The following is a 21,712-nucleotide window of genomic DNA, read 5'->3' as shown; positions in this document are numbered from 1 at the left end:
TGTTAGTTTGGGAGTTGAGGTCATGGAAATTATATTTGAGTCTACGGAACAATTTGAGGCGGATTTAAAGAACCATAGTGAAGCGGAACATGATATTATTGTACAACAACTTCATGAATATTCTGCCTTATTATTAGAAGATAAAAGGGATCAAGAAAGAAGAATCCATCAGTTTCATCAATTTGATGGCTTAGAGGATTATGGGTCATCTCTCTATTCTTTTATTGTTAATTATTACCTGCGAGTGATTTTAACTGTTGATAATGATCCTTTATTTGATCGGATAATTATTACTTTATTTAGAGTGGTTGATAGTCAGTTTGTGGCTGAAATTTATCAACAAGTTGGAGAATCAATTTATCAGTCTTTCTTACCCCCCAAACCCTTAACGGAGGTCAAATCAAATCATGTTACAGTCGCTACCAGCACTCATTGATGAACGCGGGATTATTCGCAAAGCCTTAAAACTACTTCCTTTGCCATTGCGAGGTCGTTTTTTAGAGGTTTTAGCCGAACTTCAAGACGAATCTTGCTATCGCTATCAACGGTTTTATAAAACCAAACTCAAACGCATCAAGGGCACACAAATTCCCCTTTATTGTGCAAAAATTGATGATGCAGAAAACTGGAAACTTTATATATCTTATCAAGAGGGTAAATTATATTTAGAAGATATTATTCATCCTGTTTATAAAGCCAATAAAGATAAAGATAGTTTAGATATCATTGCCGAATTGAATGATTTTTAGGAGGGAACAGGGAACAGGGAACAGGGAACAGGGAACAGGGAACAGGTAATAGGTAATGGGTAATGGGGAATAGGGAATAGGGAATAGGGAATAGGAAGGAGGATTAATATTTTACCGTCTAGGTTTGATGATCAATCTTTGTCCTAACTGTTAGGCGCGACGGCTAATAACTGAACTATTCCCCTGTTACTGAGCGAAGTCGAAGTATTCCCTATTCCCTATTCCCTTTCTTTAAGATGGATAAACTTGACGATAATAGGCTTGATATTCCTCTGATAATAAAGGTTCCCACCAACTGCGATGGGTCAAATACCAACCAATAGTTTGACGTAAGCCTTCTTCAACGGTGACTAAGGGCGCCCAGCCTAATTCCGTTTTAATTTTAGTCGCATCAATGGCATAGCGTCGATCATGTCCAGCCCTATCTTTAACAAAGGTAATTAATTGATTAGAAGGTTTCACGGGTAAATGAACGGCTAATTCATCCATAATCCGACATAACATTTTAACTAAATCAATATTCTTAACTTCATTATTTCCCCCAATATTATAAGTTTCTCCAATTCTTCCGTTATGAATCACCGCATCTAAAGCTCGACAATGATCTAAAACATACAACCAATCTCGCACATTTTCACCGTCGCCATAAACCGGAAGGGGTTTGCCTAATAAAGCGTTAATACACATTAACGGAATTAGTTTTTCAGGATAATGATAGGGCCCATAATTATTAGAACAATTAGTAATAATTGTCGGCATTCCGTAGGTATGATAATAGGCGCGAGCTAAATGATCACTGCCCGCTTTTGAGGCGGAATAGGGACTATTAGGTGTGTAAGGAGTCTGTTCGGTAAACGCATGATCATTTGGGCCCAGACTTCCATAGACTTCATCGGTGGAAACGTGCAGAAACCGATAATGTTCCGGTTGACCCTGGGCTATCCAATATTGACGAAAGGCTTCTAATAGGGTAAATGTCCCGACTACATTGGTTTGTACAAAAGCACCGGGGCCAATAATTGACCGATCAACATGGGATTCTGCGGCAAAATGGGCAATAGTATTGATCTGTTCTTCTTTCAATAAACTATCAATTAAAGGGCGATCGCAAATATCCCCTTGCACAAACCGAAAATTAGGATTATGTTCCAAACTAACAATATTTTGCAGATTTCCCGCATAGGTCAGCGCATCTAAAACCACAATCCGGTCATCGGGATAGGCGCTAAACCAATGATGGACAAAGTTTGAGCCAATAAACCCGGCGCCCCCAGTAATCAGAATGCAATGGGGTGAACGGTTGCTAGTGTTATCGTAACTATACTGAACGGCCAAGGTTATATCCTCCCAAGATCTGTCTATAAAAATAATACTGAAAATTCTGTTTCAAGCCCTGATCCGATAAACTCTTGATCATTGTACTCGTTGCAGTGGCTAACTAAGGGAAATTGTGCCAAAAAACAGAAAGTTGATATTGACCCTAGAATGCCACTTAATCATAAGATATTGAAGTGGTTGTTAGGAGATTGGAGTGAGTGACTATCAGACTATCGCCTTGGCAAAAACTGGTGATGCCAATGCGATCGCAATTTTAATCAACCAAGCGTTACAATCCAAGGGAGTGAGCGCAAAGGTGACTCGTCAAGACGATCATCTCCAGGTCGTTTTGGAGTCTGAACAACTTCCCGATATTCAAGGGAGTGTTCGGGTTGTTCAGAATGGGTTAATGCGGTTACAATCCCCTGTAATTGGGTCGGTGACAATTTCTGGAATCTGTCGCGGTCAAAAAAAACCAGGCTGGACACAAACCCTAGTCTTGCGGGAATCTATCCCAACACCCCCAGAACCTCAAAAACCTCCAAAACCTCCAAAAAATCAGAAGATAGGGTTATCCTTTCCTAAACTAACCTTTCCTGCCCTAAAAGTTGCCCTTCCTAAACCTCAAGTTTCTATTTCTAAGCCTTGGTTAATTGTGGGTTCTGTTAGTTTAATGGTTTTACCCCTATCGGGAATTCTATTTAATCAAAATCAAGAAAAAATTAATACTTTTTTAACAGAAATCCCTCAAGGAATATCTTCAAGTTTAGCTCAAATTCCCGCCTTTTCCTTTTCGACAGAAACCATTACCACACCCAACCAAATTTCTCCCACCACCACCCTAAAAAATCTCAATCAAGTCTCTCAATTAGCTCTAAAAACCCTAGAAAATCCCATTAGTCCAGATTTACGAATTACCATTCGGGCCGTCGGTGATATTATTCCTGGGACTAATTATCCCTCTAATAAATTATCCGCTAATAAAGCCGCTTTATTTACTGGGGTTAAATCGGAATTGAAAGGCGATATTGTGTTTGGAAATTTTGAAAGCACTTTAACTAAATATCCTAATAGTGCTAAAAATATCGGTCGTGGCTTAGTCTTTGCCTTTCGGACTCCTCCCGAATATACGGCTTTACTCAAGGATGCGGGGTTTAATATTTTAAGTGTGGCAAATAATCATTCCTTTGATTTTTTTGAAACCGGGTTTAAAGATACTATTCAAAATATTAATCAGCTAGGCATGAAGGCGGTCGGAGAAAAAGGAAAAATTGTTTATGATGAAGTTAAAGGGGTAAAAACAGCGTTTATTGCCTTTAGTAATTATGATTATCATAATAATTTAAGTGATATTGAAGCGGGAAAAAAATTAGTTACACAAGCTCAAAAAAATGCCGATTTTGTGGTTATTTCTTTTCATGGTGGGGCGGAGGGAACTGGAGCTTTAAATGTGAGAAATAAAACTGAATATTTCTATGGGGAAAATCGCGGAAATTTAGTGCTTTTCGCCCATAGTATGATTGATGCGGGGGCGGATTTAATTTTAGGTCATGGCCCCCATGTTCCGAGGGCATTGGAGTTATATAAAGGGAAATTAATTGCTTATTCTCTGGGGAATTTTATGGGATATCGAACTTTATCAACCAGTGGGGAGTTGGGATATTCTTTGATTTTGGAAGCAAAAGTTAATCCTCAAGGAGATTTTATTGAGGGTAAAATTATTCCTGTTCAGTTAAACTCCCAAGGGATTCCTAATTTAGATAATCGTGATAAAAGTATTAATTTAATTCGCAATCTCACCCAAAAAGATTTTCCTAAAACCCCTTTAAAAATTGATAATGAAGGCAAAATTTTGATCAAAAAACCCTAGAGAATCAGTTATCAGTTATCAGTTATCAGTTATCAGTCAACAGCACTGGCAGAGACGCGCCATGGCACATCTCTACACTGATAACTGTTAACTGATGACTGATAACTGATTTCTGCTATACTATGTAACGAATTGTAAAAAATCTTTCCTTTTTGTCATTCATTATGATTTCTGAACCTCTTATCGTTTCTCCGATTTATATTGTTGTTGTTAGTTCAACGGTCTTGGCCGTGTTATGGGGCATCATTTTCAAAGATATGTTAGAATACAAGGTTTCCCTCTGGAGTGATAGCACTCAACCTTCGACTTCTATTAATTATAAAACCCCCAATTTAATTATTGCTTATTTGGGGATGACCCTATTAATTATAGTCTCCGTCAGTTCGAGTTTAGCCGTCTTTATTCCTGTATATTGGATTGCGGGAGTTATGGGTTTAGTGGTGGTGATTCCGACTGCATTATTAATTTGGTTTCAATTAGGTTCAATGCTCAATTTATTGGCTACAAAAGGCTACGCAGCAATTGATATTGATACCTTGTTTCCTGAGCAATCTTCTGAAAAAATAACGAATCCAACTATTAGCAAAAGTGGGAGTTAATTAATTTCCTCTAATTGTTATTGACGGTTAGGGGAAGCCCTCAAGGGCTGACTACGGTTTTGGACTTGACAGAAATACCACTCATCAACGATAATAGGAGATTGTGTCTAAACCTTGCTCGGAACAGGTGCAGACATGGCAAAGGCTCAAAATTAGGGGAAAGTGAAAACACTTTGAACCGTTGAGCTACCTGTACGGCAACCTTAACCCAAAATTACATGACTTACGCAATTATTGAAACAGGCGGTAAACAAATCAAAGTAGAACCCGGTCGTTTCTACGATATTGAACTGTTACCCGTCGATGAAAATGAATCCGTTATCATTGATAAAGTTCTGTTAGTCAATCATGATGGTGAAGTTGAAATTGGTCAGCCCTTAGTGAATGGGGCCACCGTTGAAGGGACTGTACTGCGCCATCTGCGGGGACGCAAAATCATCGTTTATAAAATGCGTCCGAAAAAGAAAACCCGTAAAAAACAAGGTCATCGTCAAGAAATTACCCGTTTGATGATTGAATCTATTAGTCTAAATGGGTCTGTGGTGGCGAAGCGGGAAGAAAAACCCGCAGAAGCTGCAACAACAGAAGCATAAAATTAGATTGTGATTGAATATCTGAAATACTGATCATTTAATTGGGAGAATAAAATGGCTCATAAGAAAGGTACGGGTAGCACTCGTAACGGTCGCGATTCTAACGCCCAGCGCTTGGGTGTCAAACGTTTTGGCGGTCAAGTGGTGCGCGCAGGTAATATTTTAGTGCGTCAACGGGGTTGCAAATTCCACCCGGGTAATAACGTCGGTATCGGCAGTGATGACACTTTGTTTGCTAAAGTCGATGGTGTTGTTTGCTTTGAGCGTAAAGGCAAAACCCGCAAAAAAATTAGCGTTTATCCTGTGATTGAAGCCGAACTTGTAGCCGTTGAAGCTTAATTAATAAAACCTGATTTTATTGAATTCGGAAGCGGGCTATATTAGCCCGTTTTTTATTAAAAAATTCAGAGCTTAATCCTATATATCTGAGAAAAAATGTTTTTGGGGATTTTGTTAAATTCGCCACACAATTAACAGACTCTAATATGTTAAATATTACAGTGTTTCAGTTTGTATAACTGAATAAGTTGAAATTTCATATTCTCATAAAATTCATGGGCATTAATCAGTGGCTCAAAATAATTTAAAGGGTTATTATCTATGAAAAACATCTCACCAGATAACCATCATATTCTCTTTGATGATTCTCGGGAAAAAGTCGATTTCAATCAACTTCAAACCCTATTTAAAATCGCTGCATTTTGGGCAAAAGAGCGAAGCCCAGAAGATCTAAAAATTGCCATTGAAAATAGTGAACCTGTGGTGACAGTTTGGGATTATGAACAGATGATTGGATTTGCTCGAGCCACCTCCGATGGTATTTATCGAGCTAGTATTTGGGATGTGGTAATTCATCCAAATTATCAAGGTAGTGGATTAGGCAGAAAATTAGTTCAAACAGTATTAAGTCATCCTAAAATGTGTCGAGTTGAACGGGTTTATTTGATGACCACCCACCAACAAAAATTTTACGAACGCATTGGGTTTGAATATAACTCAAGTACAACCATGGTCTTACATAATCAACCCTTAGAAATTAATCGTCAGAAAGTAGAGTTAACAACGGTTTCCTAAAAAATCAAACAAACCGGGTTGCTGAATAAAAATCTTAATTTGAGTTGAGCAACCTGGTTTCTAGTTTCCCCTTCGCGATAAAATTGAATATTAATCCATCAGATATCAAACCCATGACGGTCAGCACAACTTCAGAGCCCGAATTGATGTCCCGCTTCATTAATGGGATTTTAGCGATTAAACCCCTCAGTAATTTTGCTAAACACCAAGCCCGACAAATGATGATTAAACGGGCGGAAGCCATGGGAGTTCCCTGGCGACAACAGACCCAAACCTTGTTATCAAGAAATTGGGATGGGGAATTAACCCAAGTTCAAAACCCCAATCTGCAATATCCCGATTATTACCTCACATCCTTCCACGCTTATGATGCGGGAAATCTAAGCTGGCAAGCCGCCGTGGAAGTGGAAGTGGCCGCATACTCGGTTCATGCTAAAATCTGGCCAGAGGCGGGGGCTAAGGGCGATGCTAAACTCCGCCAAAGTTATCATGATCTTTTAAAAGCCCAATTACCCACCCCTCCCCAGGATATTTTGGATTTGGGATGTAGTGTGGGGATGAGTACCTTTGCCCTGCAAGAAATTTATCCTGACGCGAAGATGACAGGTGTAGATTTATCGCCCTATTTTTTAGCGATCGCTACTTATAATACACCACAACAATCTAATTTGAAATATACCCCTAAATGGATTCACGCCACGGCAGAATCAACGGGTTTACCCAGTGCCTCTTTCGACTTAGTTTCCCTGTGTTTAATTTGTCACGAATTACCCCAATCTGCCACCCGTGAAATCTTCCAAGAAGCACGGCGGCTGTTGCGTTCCGGGGGTTATTTAGCAATTATGGATATGAACCCTAAATCAGAAATGTTCAAGAAAATGCCCCCTTATATTTTTACCTTGTTAAAAAGTACAGAACCCTATTTAGATGAATATTTCACCTTAGACATAGAACAAGCCCTAATCGATGCCGGATTTCAAAGTCCTACGGTTAATTTTAATAGTCCTCGTCACCGGACTATTATTGCTTCAGTTGGGTAAATTTGAGAGGATGGATTGCCCTTCATTTCAACTCAATACGCCTTAGTAATAGAAGATTTTGGGGGATATCCGTTGATAAATATTTGAAAATAACCCCGGGTAAATCCTTGCCTTTAGATGAATTTCTAAAAATTATTATTCAACTGACAAAAACACTACAGAATTTTGATCAAAATTGCGTTATTGATCAAGATATAAAACTCGCTAATATTTTAATCAATCTTAACACAAAATAGATTCAATTAATTGATTTTCGTATTTCTTCCCACTCACCCCGAGAAACGCCAGAAATTCCAAATCCCAATATCTTAGAAGTGACAACGGCGTTATTTTATTACAGGCAAATATGATTCATTTAAACGCAATACCCATTGAGTTCATTTGTAGAAGCATTTCGAGACTTAATCCAGCAAATCCGAGCAGAAGAGGTTGAGGAATAGGGATTTGATCATTTGTTTACGCCTAAAGATATAGGTAAAGGTACGGGTTTAGGATAAGCGATCGCCCGACTAATTATTGTGGAAAAATACTCTGGTATAATAGATGTAAGTTCAAGTTTGGGTGAAGGTACAAAATTCACAATTTTAATTCCTTGTTAATATCGGGTAATGAGTCTAATCTAAAAGGTTATAACCATGGTCGTAAATTTAGTGGGTTATGAAATTAAAGAGCAGTTATACATAGGGACACGCACTGTAGTCCATCGAGGTATCCGTACTGACGACTCAGTAACTGTTGTGATCAAATTCCTGCGAAACGAATATCCAACTTTTCATGAACTCGTTCAATTTCGTAACCAATATACGATTGCCAAAAATCTTGACTTTCCCCATATTATTAAACCCTTGACCCTAGCAGTCTATCAGAATGGCTATGCCTTAGTGATGGAAGACTTCGGCGGAATTTCTCTTTGTAATTATCTCCCAACCATCCTAGATAAAAATCCTCAATCTAAATATTTGCCCTTAGCAGAATTTCTGGAAATCGCTATCCAACTTACCGATACTCTACACTATCTCTACCAAAATCAAATCATTCATAAAGATATTAAACCTGCTAATATTCTGATTAATCCTGATACCAAACAAATTAAATTAATTGACTTTAGTATTTCTTCCCTCTTACCCAAAGAAACCCAAGAAATTCAGAATCCCAATATCTTAGAAGGCACATTACCCTATCTGTCTCCCGAACAAACGGGACGGATGAATCGAGGTATAGACTATCGGAGTGATTTTTATTCCCTCGGTATCACTTTCTATGAATTGTTAACGGGAATATTACCCTTTTCTGCGGAAAATGCCATGGAATTAGTCCATTGTCATCTCGCCAAAAAACCGAAATCTATTCATCAAATTAATCGGGAAATTCCCCTAATTTTATCAAAAATTATCAAAAAACTGATGGCAAAAAATGCCGAAAACCGCTATCAGAGTGCCTTGGGAATTAAATATGATTTAGAAAAATGTTTAACCCAATTTAAAACAACTGGTCAAATTGAGTTTTTTGAATTAGGAAAAAAAGATATTACAGATCGTTTCCTGATTCCCGAAAAACTATACGGTCGAGAACAAGAAGTTGATCAACTTTTAGCCGCTTTTGAAAGAGTTGCACTATCATCATCTTTCACTGAAAAGCAAGAGGCGGAAAATTCTCCTCTATCGAGTAGTGAAATTATGCTCGTTGCTGGATTTTCTGGAATTGGAAAAACGGCGGTTATTAATGAAGTTCATAAACCGATTGTTCGACAACGGGGATATTTTATTAAAGGTAAATATGACCAATTTCAACGGAATATTCCCTTTTCGGGATTTGTGCAAGCCTTCCGCGACTTAATGCGGCAATTATTATCGGATTCGGATATTCAATTGCAAATCTGGAAGGATAAAATATTAGCAGAATTAGGAGAAAATGGACAAGTTTTAATTGATGTGATTCCCGAGCTAGAAAACATTATCGGGAAACAACCTAAAGCCCCAGAACTTTCAGGGAGTGCGGCTCAAAATCGGTTTAATTTATTAATGCAGAAATTTGTCCAGATTTTTACCAGCAAAGATCAGCCTTTAGTGATATTTTTGGATGATTTGCAATGGTCAGATTCTGCTTCCTTGAATTTGCTGCAACTGTTGATGCAAGATACGGGACATTTATTAATATTAGGAGCTTATCGAGATAACGAAGTTTCGCCGATTCATCCCTTTATGTTAACCGTAGATCAAATTGTTAAAAGTGGGGCTACGGTGAATACAATTACTTTGCCCCCCTTAACTGAATCCGATCTGAATCGATTAGTGGCCGATACCCTCCATTGTGAATTACTCCTAGCGCAACCTTTAACCGAGAATGTTTATAAAAAAACTAAAGGAAATCCCTTCTTTGCTACTCAGTTTCTTAAAGCCTTATATGATGAAAAATTAATTACTTTTAATTGGGATATTCAGCATTGGCAGTGTGATATTGCTAATATTAAAGCCCTATCGATTACCGATGATGTAGTTGAATTTATGGCGTTGCAATTACGCAAGTTACCCAGAGAAACCCAAGACGTTCTCAAATTAGCCGCTTGTATCGGATCACAGTTTGATTTAGGGACTTTAGCGGTCATTTCAGAAACCGATAAATCCCCGGCATTAATAGCAGATAAACTATGGAAAGCATTAGAAGAAGGCTTGATTATTGCCACCACTGAAGTTTATAAATTCTTTCAGCAAAATGATCATAATTCCACCGTTGATCAAGTGGCTACCCATGCCAATTACAAATTCCTCCATGACCGCGTTCAACAAGCGGCTTATTCTTTAATTCCCGATGAAAATAAACAAGCCACCCATCTCAAAATCGGACAATTATTACTCAAAAATTCCACAAATATAGAGCAGGATGATAAAATCTTTGAGATTGTTAGACACTTAAATCAGGGTCAATATTTAATTACCCAGCCCGAGGAACGTCAAGAATTAGCAGAATTAAACTTAGTAACCGGACGAAAAGCCAAAGCATCCACCGCTTATGTTGCGGCACTTGTTTATTTGCAAACTGCTAGAGAATTACTAACAACTGAATGTTGGCAAAATCAGTATAAATTAACCCTAAATATTTATATTGATACGGCTGAAGCTCAATATTTAAACCTGGACTTTGAGCAGTCCTTGAAATTAGCTGAAGTGGCAATGAAAACGGCTAATAGTTTATTGGATAAAGTAAAAGTTTATGAATTGCAAATGCAGATTCATATTGCTCAACTTGAAATGTTAACAGCCGTTAATATTGGGTTAGAAGTATTAGAAAAACTCACCATATCTTTACTAACAATCGACGTAGAGAAGGAATTAATTGTTGATTTACCCAATCTTGACAATTTAGATGATTTGCCAACTATGACAGATCCCTATAAGTTGGCGGCCATGCAGATTTTAAAAATTCTTTGCGCGCCCGTATTTATGGCAAAACCAGAGATTTTCCCCCAAATTATTATCACCATGATTAATTTGTGTCTACAACATGGCAATTCGGGAATATCATCTTTTGCTTACGGTTTTTATGGGTTATTGCTAGTGGGATTTGGTCAATTAGATAGGGGTTATCATGCGGGTTTAATTTCCTTAAAGCTCTTAGAAAAATTTAATGCCAAAGAACTCAAAGCCAAAGTTTATAACTTGTTTAATTCTAATATCCGCACTTGGAAAGAACACCCTAGAAACAGTGTCAATCCTTTACGAGAAGCCGTACAAGCGGGGCTGGAAGTCGGTGATTTAGAATGGGGGGGATATTGTGCTGCTAATTTATCGAGTTACTTATTTTTTACGGAAGATAACTTAGAGTCATCTGTCAAGGAACAGAAAGTTTATATTGATTTGTGTATTCATATTAAACAAGAAATTCCGACTCATTTTTCCCAAGTCTGGCGACAATTAGGTTTGAATTTACAGGGTGAATCGGCAGATACCTTATTATTAATTGGGGAAAGTTTTAATGAAGCGAAAATTTTGCCCCGCATGATTGAAGCTAAATCAGGAAATGTTTTATTTGTTTTTTATGTAGCAAAAACAATTCTACTCTACTTGTTAGGTGATAGTCGCCAAGCCTTAAATAATGTGCAACTTGCCCAGGAACAAGCGGGGGCTGCTTTTGGTTTCATGCAGGTTGTCTTTTTGAATTTTTATCACTCGCTTATTTTGCTTAATCTTTATCCTACAGTTTCCCCGACCGAACAACAAGACTATTTAGAAATAGTTAATATTAATCAGGAAAAAATGAAATTTTGGGCGGAGAATGCCCCCGAAGTCAATCAACATAAATATGATTTAGTAGAAGCGGAAAAAGCCCGAGTCTTAGGGATGAATTGGCAGGCGGCCGAGTTGTATGAACAGGCTATTTTAGCCGTTAAAAAACAAGGTTGTATGGGGGAAGAAGGACTAGCTCAGGAACTCGCGGCTCAGTTTTGTCTGGAATGGGGAAAGGAACACATCGCCCGGGATTATTTGATTGAGGCCTATTATGTTTATAGTCGTTGGGGAGCTAAGGCGAAAGTTGACGCTCTGGAAAAACGTTATCCTCAACTCCTCGCGCCCATTCTTCAACAACATCATACTACTAATTTTTTCAAAGAAACTATGGCACGAGGAACATTCACCTCTACAAAAACCTCCACCAGTAACTCTGAAGTATTAGATTTACCGACCTTGCTCAAAGCCTCTCAAGCGATTTCTAGTGAAATTGAACTCGATAAACTGCTCACAAGTCTATTAGAAATAGTCATTGCCAATGCCGGGGCAACTAAGTGTGTATTGCTGGTTAAACAAGATCATTCTTTAAAATTAGTCGGTTTAGTGGAACTGGGAAAATCTCCCCAACTCCTCTCGTCAATTCCCCTACAATTAAGCCCTGATATCCCAATGAGTTTGGTTAATAATGTTAAGCGGACTTTGCAACCTCTGGTAATTGAAGATGCTCGAAAAAATTCTGATTTTGTAGCGGATGATTATATCCAAAAATACCAACCAACGAGTATTCTTTGCATTCCTATTATCAATCAAAGGCAGTTAATCGGAGTTTTATACTTGGAAAATAAGTTGACCGTAGGAGCGTTTACCAGCGATCGGATTGAAGTGTTAAATTTGATTTGCTCTCAAGCCGCTATTTCCTTAGAAAATGCTCGTTTATATCAAGCTGCTCAACAGGCTTTGATTGACCTACAACACGCCCAAATTCAAATTATCCAAAGTGAAAAAATGTCGGCTTTAGGGAATTTAGTCGCCGGGATCGCCCATGAAATTAATAATCCCGTTAGTTTTCTCTCGGGGAATATTCGACCCGCTTTGGATTATATCAATGATTTATTTCACTTGCTCGATATCGTCCAGGAACAATATCCCGAATTAGACCCAAAAGTTCAACAGCAAATCACAGCCATCGAACTCGATTATATTCGAGAAGATTTGCCCCAATTAGTCGGCTCGATGACAGAAGGAGTGAAACGAATTCAAGACATTAGTAGAAGTCTGAGAAATTTCTCCCGTGCCGATCAAGACTATCCGGTTGCCTGCAATATTCATGACGGTATTGATAGCACTTTAATGATTCTCAGACACCGCCTTAAAGCTAATAATATGCGTCCAGAAATTCAGGTGATTAAAGACTATGGTGATTTGCCCCCAATCCAATGTTATGCAGGACAACTGAATCAGGTATTTATGAATATTTTAAGTAATGCGATCGATGCCCTAGAAGAATCAAATCAAGGACGGAGTTATGGAGAAATCCGGGATGAAATTATTGTCAAAACCGAGTTATCTGATGATCAAAAACAGGTCATTATTCGGATCAAGGATAATGGAATTGGCATGAGTCAACAGCTACAAGACAAGATATTTGATCATTTGTTTACGACCAAAGCAGTCGGTAAAGGGACGGGTTTAGGATTAGCGATCGCTCGACAAATTATTGTAGAAAAACATTCTGGTATAATAGAGGTGAGTTCAAGTTTGAATCAAGGTTCAGAATTCATGATTTCAATTCCCTGTTAATGTGGGATGATCAAGTTAATTTAAAAAGTGATAAACATGGTTATTAACTTAGTGGGTTATCAAATCCTAGAAGAATTATATGCAGGTACACACACCCGAGTTTATAGGGGTATACGGAGTCATGACCAAGTGAGCGTTGTGATCAAAATTCTCCGCAATCCCTACCCTACTTTTGATGAACTGGTTCAATTTCGCAACCAATATACGATTGCCAAAAATCTTGATTTTCCTGGAATTATCCAACCCCTAGAGCTACAGCTTTATGAAAATAGATATGCCTTAATTATGGAAGATTTTGGGGGGATATCCCTCTATAAATATCTGAAAATAACCTCAGATAAAAAAACCTCTTATAAATCCTTGCCTTTAGCTGAATTTCTGGAAATCATGATTCAACTAACGAAAATTATCAACTATCTTCATCAAAATCGGGTGATTCATAAAGATATAAAACCCGCCAATATTTTAATTAATCCCGACACTAAACAAGTTAAATTAATTGATTTTAGTATTTCTTCCCTATTACCCCGAGAAACCCAAGAAATTCAAAATCCCAATATCTTAGAAGGTACACTACCCTATATTTCCCCCGAACAAACCGGACGCATGAATCGCGGGATTGATTATCGGAGTGATTTTTATTCCCTGGGAGTCACCTGCTATCAATTATTAACCGGAAAACTCCCCTTTCAATCCTCAGACATCATGGAATTAGTCCATTGTCATCTGGCTAAACAAGCAATACCGATTCATCATGTTAACCTGAATATTCCGATCATTTTGTCAGAAATCATCAATAAACTGATGGCAAAGAATGCCGAAGATCGGTATCAAAGTGCTTTAGGGATTCAATATGATTTAGAGCAATGTTTAACTCAATTACAAACAACAGGCAAGATTGAGTATTTTGAAATTGGCCAGCAAGATATCAGCGATCAATTTATTATTCCTGAAAAACTTTATGGTCGAAACCAAGAAGTCAAACAACTGTTAAATGCCTTTGATCGAGTCAATCTTCAAGGGACAGAAATGATGTTAGTTGGGGGTTTTTCTGGGATTGGGAAAACCGCCGTGATTAATGAAGTTCATAAACCCATTGTTAGACAACGTGGCTATTTTATTAAAGGCAAATACGATCAATTTAATCGTAATATTCCTTTCTCCGCATTTGTCCAAGCATTTCGAGACTTAATAGAACAATTATTATCAGAATCCGATGACCAAATCCAAACCTGGAAAACCAAAATATTAGCCGCTGTTGGAGAAAGCGGACAGGTTTTAAGTGATGTAATTCCTGAGTTAGAACAGATTATTGGAAAACAACCCCCCGCCATCGAATTATCCGGGAATGCCGCCCAAAATCGCTTTAATTTGCTATTTCAAAAATTTGTCCAGGTTTTCACCCAGAAAGAACATCCTTTAGTCCTATTTTTAGATGATTTACAGTGGTCAGATTCTGCTTCCTTAAACTTACTACAATTATTAATCCAAGACAGTTTAGGATATTTATTAATTTTAGGAGCCTATCGAGATAATGAAGTCTCCCCTGTGCATCCGTTTATTTTAACCATTAATGAAATCCTTAAAACCGGAGCAACAGTTAATACAATTACCTTGCCTCCCTTAACCCGATTAGATCTAAATCAATTAGTAGCAGATACCCTCAATTGTCAACCTGATTTAGTGAAATCTTTAACTCAATTGGTGGAGCAAAAAACCCAGGGAAATCCTTTCTTTGCCACTCAGTTTCTCAAAGCCTTATATGAGGACAAATTAATTCAATTTGACTCGTCTCAACTCCTAAAAAATGGCTCAAAACTTGGCGGATGGCAATGCGATATGGCTCAAATTGAAGCCTTATCCCTCACCGATGATGTCGTGGAATTTATGGCATTGCAATTACAGAAATTACCCATCGAAACTCAGAATATTCTAAAACTTGCCGCTTGTATTGGGGCTGAGTTTGATTTGAATACTTTAGTGATTATCAGTGAGAAATCACCAGAAATCACGGCGACAGCTTTATGGACAGCATTGCAAAAAGGTTTGGTGATTCCAACAACGAAAATCTATAAGTTTTTTACTCAAAACCATCAAGAAGAAGTTTTTAACACTTCTATGAATCCCGCTTATCGATTTTTACATGACCGGGTTCAACAAGCTGCTTATTGTCTAATTGCCCCCGAAGAAAAGCAAAGCACGCATTTTGAAATTGGGACATTGCTCTTACAAAATTTCTCTTTAGCCGAGCGAGAAGAACGAATTTTTGAAATTGTCAATCATTTTAATATTGGTAAAGTCTTAATTCTTGAAGCAACTCAAAAACAAGAATTAGCAAAACTAAATTTATTAGCTGGAATTAAAGCCAAAGCTTCGACTGCCTATTCCGATGCTTTTACCTATATTACGACGGCTATGGAACTTTTACCCATGGATACTTGGAAAAGCCATTACGATTTGAGCCTGAACTTGTTTAAAGAACGAGCCGAACTAGAATATTTTCAGGGTAACTTTGACCAGGCAGAATACTGGCTAAAAGAGGCTTTGGAAAATGCCAAATTACCCCTAGAAAAAGCTGAAATTTATAATATGGCGATCGTTCAATATACCATGCAAGCCAAGTATCCAGAAGCCATTCAATCCGGTCGTCAAGCCCTGGCTTTAGTGAATATTGATTTACCTGAAACCGATTGGGAAACAGTTCGGGATTTGGAACTGGCTCACATTCAAGAAACCTTAAAAAATCGCCTATTTTCTGACTTAATTGATTTACCCCTGATGACAGAAATAGAACCAAAAATGGCCATTAAATTATTAATTGCTATGGGGCCACCCACCTATCGTTCCCATCAAAGATTGTGGTCGGTGATTTGCGCGAAAGCCGTGAATTTGTGCTTGAAATATGGAAATACCCCAGAGATTGGATATATTTATCCTGCCTTTGGAGGCTTACGTGGATACGCTTTAAATAATTATCAAAATACAAGCCAATTAATCGATGTCACCCTGGAGTTAATGCAAACTTTTAATAATAAATCAGCCGAAAGTGTGGCTTATTTAATGATTGGTAGTTCCTTAAGGCATTGGTCACATCCGCTTAAAATAGCCAGTGAAGATTATAATTCATCCTATCGCGTGGGTTTAGAATCCAGTAATTTGCAATATGCAGCCTATGCCTTTGGGCATAATATGTATTGTCGGTTTTATCAAAGTGTTTTCCTGGAAAAACTATTGGATGAAATCACAGAATCCTTAGCTTTTAGTCGGAAATATAAAAATCAGTGGGCGATTGATTTATTTTTGGGAGGTCAAATCATCTTAGCTGAATTAATCGGCAACACGATTAACCTCAAGGAATCTGATTATTTGCAGGAATGTCATGAACATAAAAACTGGCAAGTGATCTGTATTTTTAATATCTTAAAAAGCCAACTTTTGTTCATTAATGAACAGTGGGAACAGGCATTTTACTACAGTCAACAAGCGGATGCTGAGATTATTAACGTAGCACCTCAAGGTTTGTTACCCTATGTTCACCATTGTTTCATTCATGCACTATTACTAATTAAACGTTATCGCAATCTACCACAGGAGCAAAAACAAACCTGTTGGGATAAAATTTCCCAGTATCAGCAACAATTAGGCATTTGGGCACAAAATAATCCAGTTAATTTTTTACCTTTATCTTGTTTAGTGAATGCCGAAATAGATCGACTTTCTGATAATTTTTTAAAGGCGATGGATAATTATGATCGGGCTATTACCGCCGCCAAAAATAACCAATCTATCCAAGCAGAAGCCATCGCTAATGAACTCGCAGCCAAATTTTATCTCGACTGGGGAAAGGAAAAAGTTGCCTCTGGATATATGCAAGAAGCCTATTATTCCTATGCCCAATGGGGAGCTAAGGTTAAAGTTGCTGATTTAGAAAAAACCTATCCTCAATTACTAAAACCGATTCTACAACACCCTCAACCAACTAATCTATTTGAAGAAACAATTGGACGAGGAACAATGATTTCCACCCATACCTCTAGCAGCATATCAGAAGTCCTTGATTTGAAGACATTGATCAAAGCTTCTCAAGTGATTTCCAGTGAAATTGAACTGAACAAACTTCTAGTGACTCTATTAGAAATAGTCGTTGCTAATGCGGGGGCAAATAAATGTGTATTACTACTCATTCAAGATGAATTACTTCAAGTAGTCGCTGAATTAAAAGATGGGCAATCCTCAGAAATATTACCCTCAATTGCTTTAGAATTTAGCCAAGATGTTCCCATTAATTTAGTCAATAATGTTAAGCGTAATTTAAAACATATTGTCCTGGAGGATGCTAGGATGAGTAGTCGATTCATCGCTGATATTTATATTCAAAAAAATCAGCCAAAAAGTGTTCTTTGTAGTCCGATTATCAATCAAGGAAAGTTAATTGGAATTCTATATTTAGAAAATAATTTAACCGTCAGGGCTTTTACCAGTGAACGGGTACAACTCTTAAATCTGATTTGTTCTCAAGCTGCTATTTCCTTAGAAAATGCCCGTTTATATCAATCCTCCCAACAGGCTTTGATTGACCTACAACAAGCCCAAATTCAAATTATCCAAAGTGAAAAAATGTCGGCTTTAGGCAATTTAGTCGCAGGTATCGCCCATGAAATTAATAATCCCGTTAGTTTTCTTTCGGGTAATATTCGACCGGCTTTAGATTATATCAATGATTTATTTCACTTGCTCGATCTCGTCCAAAAAAAATATCCACAATTAGACCCAGAAGTTCAACAGGAAATTGAAGCTATTGAACTTGATTATATTCGAGAAGATTTACCCAAATTAGTTGCTTCGATGTCCGAAGGAGTGAAACGAATTCAAGACATTAGTATTAGCCTGAGAAACTTCTCCCGGGCTGATCAAGACCATCCGGTGGCTTGCGATATTCATGAGGGAATCAATAGTACCCTGATGATTCTGAAACATCGACTCAAAGCCAATGAAAAACGCCCAGAAATTCAAGTGATTAAGGACTATGGAACCTTACCCCCCATCCTCTGTTACGCCGGACAGTTAAATCAGGTATTTATGAATATTTTAAGTAATGCGATTGATGCGGTGGAAGAATCTAATCTGGGAAAAAGTTATTCAGAAATCACTGATCAAATTATGATTAAAACCAGATTATCGCCGGATCAAAAACAGGTAATGATTCGGATTAAAGATAATGGAATTGGGATGAGTCAGGAGGTAAAGGAAAAGATATTTGACCATTTGTTTACTACAAAAGAAGTCGGGAAAGGTACGGGTTTAGGGTTAGCGATCGCCCGACAAATTATTCAGGAAAAACACTCAGGGACGTTAACGGTAAACTCCAGTTTGGGTCAAGGTTCGGAATTTATAATTGTCATTCCCTGTTAGTTTTAGGATTGTTATATAGCGCTACGCACTAGGGAACAGGGAACAGGGAACAGGGAACAGTAAGCAGTGAATGAGTTTCAGGATTTAGAAGTGTCCTAACTTCAATGCGTAGCGCTATAACGGAAGAACCAAGTTATTTTTTAGTAATTTTTGCTTTGATAAATTCTCTGAATGCTTTCTCAGCCTCAATTTCATCTTGTTGGGCTTGCTCTAAGAATTTATATAAATATTCCTTTTCAACTCCAGGAAAAGTAGGACTGCGATCGCGCTCTTGATAAGTATTTTCTTGGAGTTGGTAAATTCGCCATTCTAGGCCATTATAGCTCCAAAATTCAGGAACTCCCATAGCTGCATAAAGGCGATTTTTGTCAATATCAGTGTGGGTAATATCGACTTCTACTACGAGATCCGGGGCGGGATCTTCAGCTAAATTAACTTTACGCCCCGCTACTTTCGCCTGATTTTGAATATAGTAGGCATTATCGGGTTCAGCCCCTCGATCTAAGTCTTCTCGATCTAGGGTCGTCGATCTCATGGATTTGAGCTTCATTCCCATTTCTCCCACCAGAATACGGACAAATAGACCAATTAACTCGCAGGCAAATTCGTGACTTTCTAAAGGCATACTAATTTCAAGAATTCCATGATCATAAGTCAGATGAGCGGCTCGACTTTCGGGTAAGGCGTGAAGAATTTGTTGATATCCTTGCCAGGTTAAACCTCTTAGGGTGACGCGCTTTTCGCCCAAAAGTGATTGGTGAATTGGGGGTGCGGTAGCTACCATATTATTAGGTTTGGGATTAATTTTGTGTTTTCTAATTACCAATTATAGCAGTTTTTAAATACGCTACGAGTCACTGGGAAATTCATCCATAGGACTACCTAATAATTTAAGAATAGTATCAACATGATTTAACTCTCCCACAATCCGCCGGACGGGTTTGGGCCAGACTTTAATTAAGGTGGGGGTGGCGGAAATTTGATCGGCTTCTGCTAAGTCGGGATGTTTTAAAACGTCAATCACTTTTAAAGTGTAAGGATGACTAATTGAACTTTCTAAGAGTTGATGCAGGGTTTGCAAAGTTGTTTGTGTCACCAGACTATGACCGGAGACAAATAACCGTAAAATATAGCCTTTGGTTTCCGTTCTTTCTAGTTGGGGAGATATTAAAGAAGGTGGGGGTTCCGATGGGTTTTCGGCGCTGGGGAAATCATCACTCAAACTGTTTTTTTTGACCTGAACAATCAGATCATGATTCTCCCACAGTTGGGGAAACTGCTCATAGTAAGTCGCAATAATTAAAGGGTTACAAACTTCTTCAGAATTTTTTGTGGGTTGCCAAACTAAATCCCCCGTATCAAACAGGGTATTTAATAAGGTTTGGTATTGCAAAACTGGCGGATAGGCTTCTGCGGAAAACTGTATCTCCTGGGTTTGGGGGTTGACCCATTGATCATAGGTAGCGGTATAGCAAGGAATTAAAAAATGAGGAGGTTCAGGTAAACCCAGGAATTCCTGTAAATAAATACACAGATCAGAATGCCAACGACGCTGTTTATTCGGGTCGATACAATAGACTAAATCTCCCCCGGGGGTGAACAAAGCGATCGCTTTAAATGAATGATTAACCGTAGACTGAAATAAATTCAAGGTATCATTCCATCTATAAAAATGGGGAATGGGGAATGGGGAATGGGGAATGGGGAATGGGGAATGGGTAATTACGAATTACGAATTACGAATTACGAATGGGAAAACGGTTGAATCGTGACCTTAGCTTGAAAAATAATCTAATACTTATTAAGTCAAGGATCACGATCTACCAATATTTAACTTTATGCGATCAAAGCCCGATTCCGGCTAAAACTTTAGATTTTTGTTAGACTCGCCCGCGCAACATTTGGCTCATCTCGTTGGGGAAAGGAGAGACCTCCAAACAAATCTCCTCCGTAATTCGTCCTTCCTGATAAAGTATGTAAAGAGATTTGTTCATAGTCGTCATCCCTTCATAGGTATCTTTGAGCATAATTTGATTGATGTCTTCAAACTTGTCTTTCACGATATATTCCTTAATCACATCCGTATTGATCAGAACATCGTGAAAAGCAGCCCGTTTACCATCGGTGGTTTTACACAACAATTGAGCAATAATAGCCACCAAAGATTCGGAAATAGATACTTTAATCGAAGGTTGTTCCTCGGCGGTAAACATATCCAAAATCCGAGTTAAGGTTTTTACCGCACTATTGGTGTCAGGACTTACGCAGTGACGCTATATGTAGCGTACTAAGGAGTTAGCGATCACTAACCCAAAAGAAATCTGGAAACGGAGAATAAGGAATGTTAAAATAGCATCAGAATCTATGCCCAAAAATATGAGCATCAATTATCTATACTATTGCCAATATCTCCTGAGTAGCCAAATCAATTATACTCTAACCAACTTCGCTGAACATATTCAAGAGTTTAGCCATGATACAATTAATCGTTACTTGAATTCAGAAAACTTAACACCCGAAGTGATTTGGGAAAAAGTGCATTCAGAACTTCAGAGCCATCCCGAAGCTTGTTTAGTTTTTGATGATACGGTACTCGACAAAAGATTTTCCTCGAAAATTGAACTTGTCCGCCGTCAATATAGCGGCAATGAACATCGAGTGATTCGAGGAATTGGTTTAATAAGCTGTATTTATGTAAATCCTGAAACCGGATCCTATTCAGTGATTGATTATCGAATTTACGATCCAGATGGGGATGGTCACACCAAGCTAGATCATGTAGCAGATATGCTGAATGATGTCGTCTTTAAAAAAAAGATTCCTGTAGCGAAAGTGCTTATGGATAGTTGGTACGCAGCCCAAAAGCTAATGGCTTTGATTGATAATTTAGGGAAAATTTATTATGTTCCGCTCAAAAAAAACCGGCTGGTTGATGATACAGGAGGTCAAAAAAAATATCAGCCTATTGAACAGTTAATTTGGTCTGAAATTGAAGAAAAACAGGGAAAGCTAATCAAAATAAATAAATTCCC

Annotated in this window: 14 protein-coding genes and 1 pseudogene; 11 read left to right on the top strand and 4 right to left on the bottom strand. The window is 38.1% G+C overall.

Annotated features, from left to right (window positions below; genetic code table 11):
- Nucleotides 1-22 precede the first annotated feature (22 nt).
- Complete coding sequence (locus tag PL9631_RS10910) at nucleotides 23-436, top strand: hypothetical protein (protein ID WP_197046336.1); 414 nt, start codon at nucleotides 23-25, stop codon at nucleotides 434-436.
- Nucleotides 408-749 (top strand): hypothetical protein, encoded by a 342-nt coding sequence (locus tag PL9631_RS26110; RefSeq protein WP_083620147.1) that lies wholly within the window; start codon nucleotides 408-410, stop codon nucleotides 747-749. The genes PL9631_RS10910 and PL9631_RS26110 overlap by 29 nt, the downstream gene beginning before the upstream one ends.
- A 231-nt stretch (nucleotides 750-980) precedes the next feature.
- On the opposite strand, the gene rfbB is transcribed toward PL9631_RS26110, so the two are convergent.
- Nucleotides 981-2,084, bottom strand: a complete 1,104-nt coding sequence (rfbB, locus tag PL9631_RS10905; RefSeq protein ID WP_083620145.1) for a dTDP-glucose 4,6-dehydratase — start codon at nucleotides 2,082-2,084, stop codon at nucleotides 981-983.
- Nucleotides 2,085-2,280: 196 nt separating this feature from the next.
- Here rfbB and PL9631_RS10900 point away from each other — a divergent pair, with 196 nt between their 5' ends.
- The 8 genes from PL9631_RS10900 (at nucleotide 2,281) to PL9631_RS10865 (ending at nucleotide 18,680) form a co-directional block, all read left to right on the top strand.
- Nucleotides 2,281-3,936: a CapA family protein gene (locus tag PL9631_RS10900; RefSeq protein WP_083620142.1), complete on the top strand. Its 1,656-nt coding sequence runs from the start codon at nucleotides 2,281-2,283 to the stop codon at nucleotides 3,934-3,936.
- Nucleotides 3,937-4,100: 164 nt separating this feature from the next.
- Nucleotides 4,101-4,535 carry a hypothetical protein gene (locus tag PL9631_RS10895; protein WP_083620140.1) on the top strand — a complete coding sequence of 145 codons (435 nt, stop codon included), beginning with the start codon at nucleotides 4,101-4,103 and terminating at the stop codon, nucleotides 4,533-4,535.
- Between the two features lie 218 nt (nucleotides 4,536-4,753).
- On the top strand, nucleotides 4,754-5,128 hold the full coding sequence (gene rplU, locus PL9631_RS10890; protein WP_083620138.1) for a 50S ribosomal protein L21: 375 nt from the start codon (nucleotides 4,754-4,756) through the stop codon (nucleotides 5,126-5,128).
- A 54-nt stretch (nucleotides 5,129-5,182) separates the two neighbouring features.
- Nucleotides 5,183-5,467 carry a 50S ribosomal protein L27 gene (rpmA, locus tag PL9631_RS10885; protein WP_083620137.1) on the top strand — a complete coding sequence of 95 codons (285 nt, stop codon included), beginning with the start codon at nucleotides 5,183-5,185 and terminating at the stop codon, nucleotides 5,465-5,467.
- 261 nt (nucleotides 5,468-5,728) lie between these two features.
- Nucleotides 5,729-6,202, top strand: a complete 474-nt coding sequence (locus PL9631_RS10880) for a GNAT family N-acetyltransferase (protein ID WP_083620135.1) — start codon at nucleotides 5,729-5,731, stop codon at nucleotides 6,200-6,202.
- A 113-nt stretch (nucleotides 6,203-6,315) separates the two neighbouring features.
- Nucleotides 6,316-7,242, top strand: a complete 927-nt coding sequence (locus PL9631_RS10875; RefSeq protein WP_083620134.1) for a class I SAM-dependent methyltransferase — start codon at nucleotides 6,316-6,318, stop codon at nucleotides 7,240-7,242.
- A gap of 635 nt (nucleotides 7,243-7,877) precedes the next feature.
- Nucleotides 7,878-13,268: a trifunctional serine/threonine-protein kinase/ATP-binding protein/sensor histidine kinase gene (locus tag PL9631_RS10870; protein ID WP_083620131.1), complete on the top strand. Its 5,391-nt coding sequence runs from the start codon at nucleotides 7,878-7,880 to the stop codon at nucleotides 13,266-13,268.
- Nucleotides 13,269-13,304: 36 nt separating this feature from the next.
- A complete protein-coding gene (locus PL9631_RS10865; protein ID WP_197046335.1) occupies nucleotides 13,305-18,680 on the top strand; it encodes a trifunctional serine/threonine-protein kinase/ATP-binding protein/sensor histidine kinase in 5,376 nt (1,791 codons plus the stop codon).
- Nucleotides 18,681-18,813: 133 nt separating this feature from the next.
- Here the strand turns inward: PL9631_RS10865 and PL9631_RS10860 are convergent, their stop codons facing one another.
- From PL9631_RS10860 to PL9631_RS10850, 3 genes and pseudogenes are all read right to left on the bottom strand, one after another.
- The gene (locus PL9631_RS10860) at nucleotides 18,814-19,464 is read right to left on the bottom strand and encodes a Uma2 family endonuclease (protein WP_083620129.1); all 651 of its coding nucleotides are present in this window, start codon (nucleotides 19,462-19,464) and stop codon (nucleotides 18,814-18,816) included.
- A 63-nt stretch (nucleotides 19,465-19,527) separates the two neighbouring features.
- On the bottom strand, nucleotides 19,528-20,331 hold the full coding sequence (locus PL9631_RS10855; RefSeq protein ID WP_083620126.1) for a circadian clock KaiB family protein: 804 nt from the start codon (nucleotides 20,329-20,331) through the stop codon (nucleotides 19,528-19,530).
- A 229-nt stretch (nucleotides 20,332-20,560) separates the two neighbouring features.
- Nucleotides 20,561-20,932 (bottom strand): annotated as a pseudogene (locus PL9631_RS10850) (type IV pili twitching motility protein PilT); the annotation flags it as partial.
- A gap of 124 nt (nucleotides 20,933-21,056) precedes the next feature.
- On the opposite strand from PL9631_RS10850, the gene PL9631_RS10845 reads away from it, so the two are divergent.
- The coding region (locus tag PL9631_RS10845; protein ID WP_197046334.1) for an IS701 family transposase at nucleotides 21,057-21,712 on the top strand (656 nt) is incomplete at its 3' end.

Origin of the sequence: Planktothrix paucivesiculata PCC 9631 (assembly GCF_900009265.2) — a bacterium.
Classification (GTDB): Bacteria; Cyanobacteriota; Cyanobacteriia; order Cyanobacteriales; family Microcoleaceae; genus Planktothrix; species Planktothrix paucivesiculata.
Note: the sequence above shows the minus strand (reverse complement) of the source record. Positions and strands in the feature narration are given on the sequence as shown.

Coding starts and splice junctions, on each gene's coding strand:
- PL9631_RS10910 (WP_197046336.1), top strand. CDS start 23: ATGGAAATTATATTTGAGTCTACGGAACAATTTGAGGCGGATTTAAAG.
- PL9631_RS26110 (WP_083620147.1), top strand. CDS start 408: ATGTTACAGTCGCTACCAGCACTCATTGATGAACGCGGGATTATTCGC.
- PL9631_RS10895 (WP_083620140.1), top strand. CDS start 4,101: ATGATTTCTGAACCTCTTATCGTTTCTCCGATTTATATTGTTGTTGTT.
- rplU (WP_083620138.1), top strand. CDS start 4,754: ATGACTTACGCAATTATTGAAACAGGCGGTAAACAAATCAAAGTAGAA.
- rpmA (WP_083620137.1), top strand. CDS start 5,183: ATGGCTCATAAGAAAGGTACGGGTAGCACTCGTAACGGTCGCGATTCT.
- PL9631_RS10880 (WP_083620135.1), top strand. CDS start 5,729: ATGAAAAACATCTCACCAGATAACCATCATATTCTCTTTGATGATTCT.
- PL9631_RS10875 (WP_083620134.1), top strand. CDS start 6,316: ATGACGGTCAGCACAACTTCAGAGCCCGAATTGATGTCCCGCTTCATT.
- PL9631_RS10870 (WP_083620131.1), top strand. CDS start 7,878: ATGGTCGTAAATTTAGTGGGTTATGAAATTAAAGAGCAGTTATACATA.
- PL9631_RS10865 (WP_197046335.1), top strand. CDS start 13,305: ATGGTTATTAACTTAGTGGGTTATCAAATCCTAGAAGAATTATATGCA.
- PL9631_RS10860 (WP_083620129.1), bottom strand. CDS start 19,464: ATGGTAGCTACCGCACCCCCAATTCACCAATCACTTTTGGGCGAAAAG.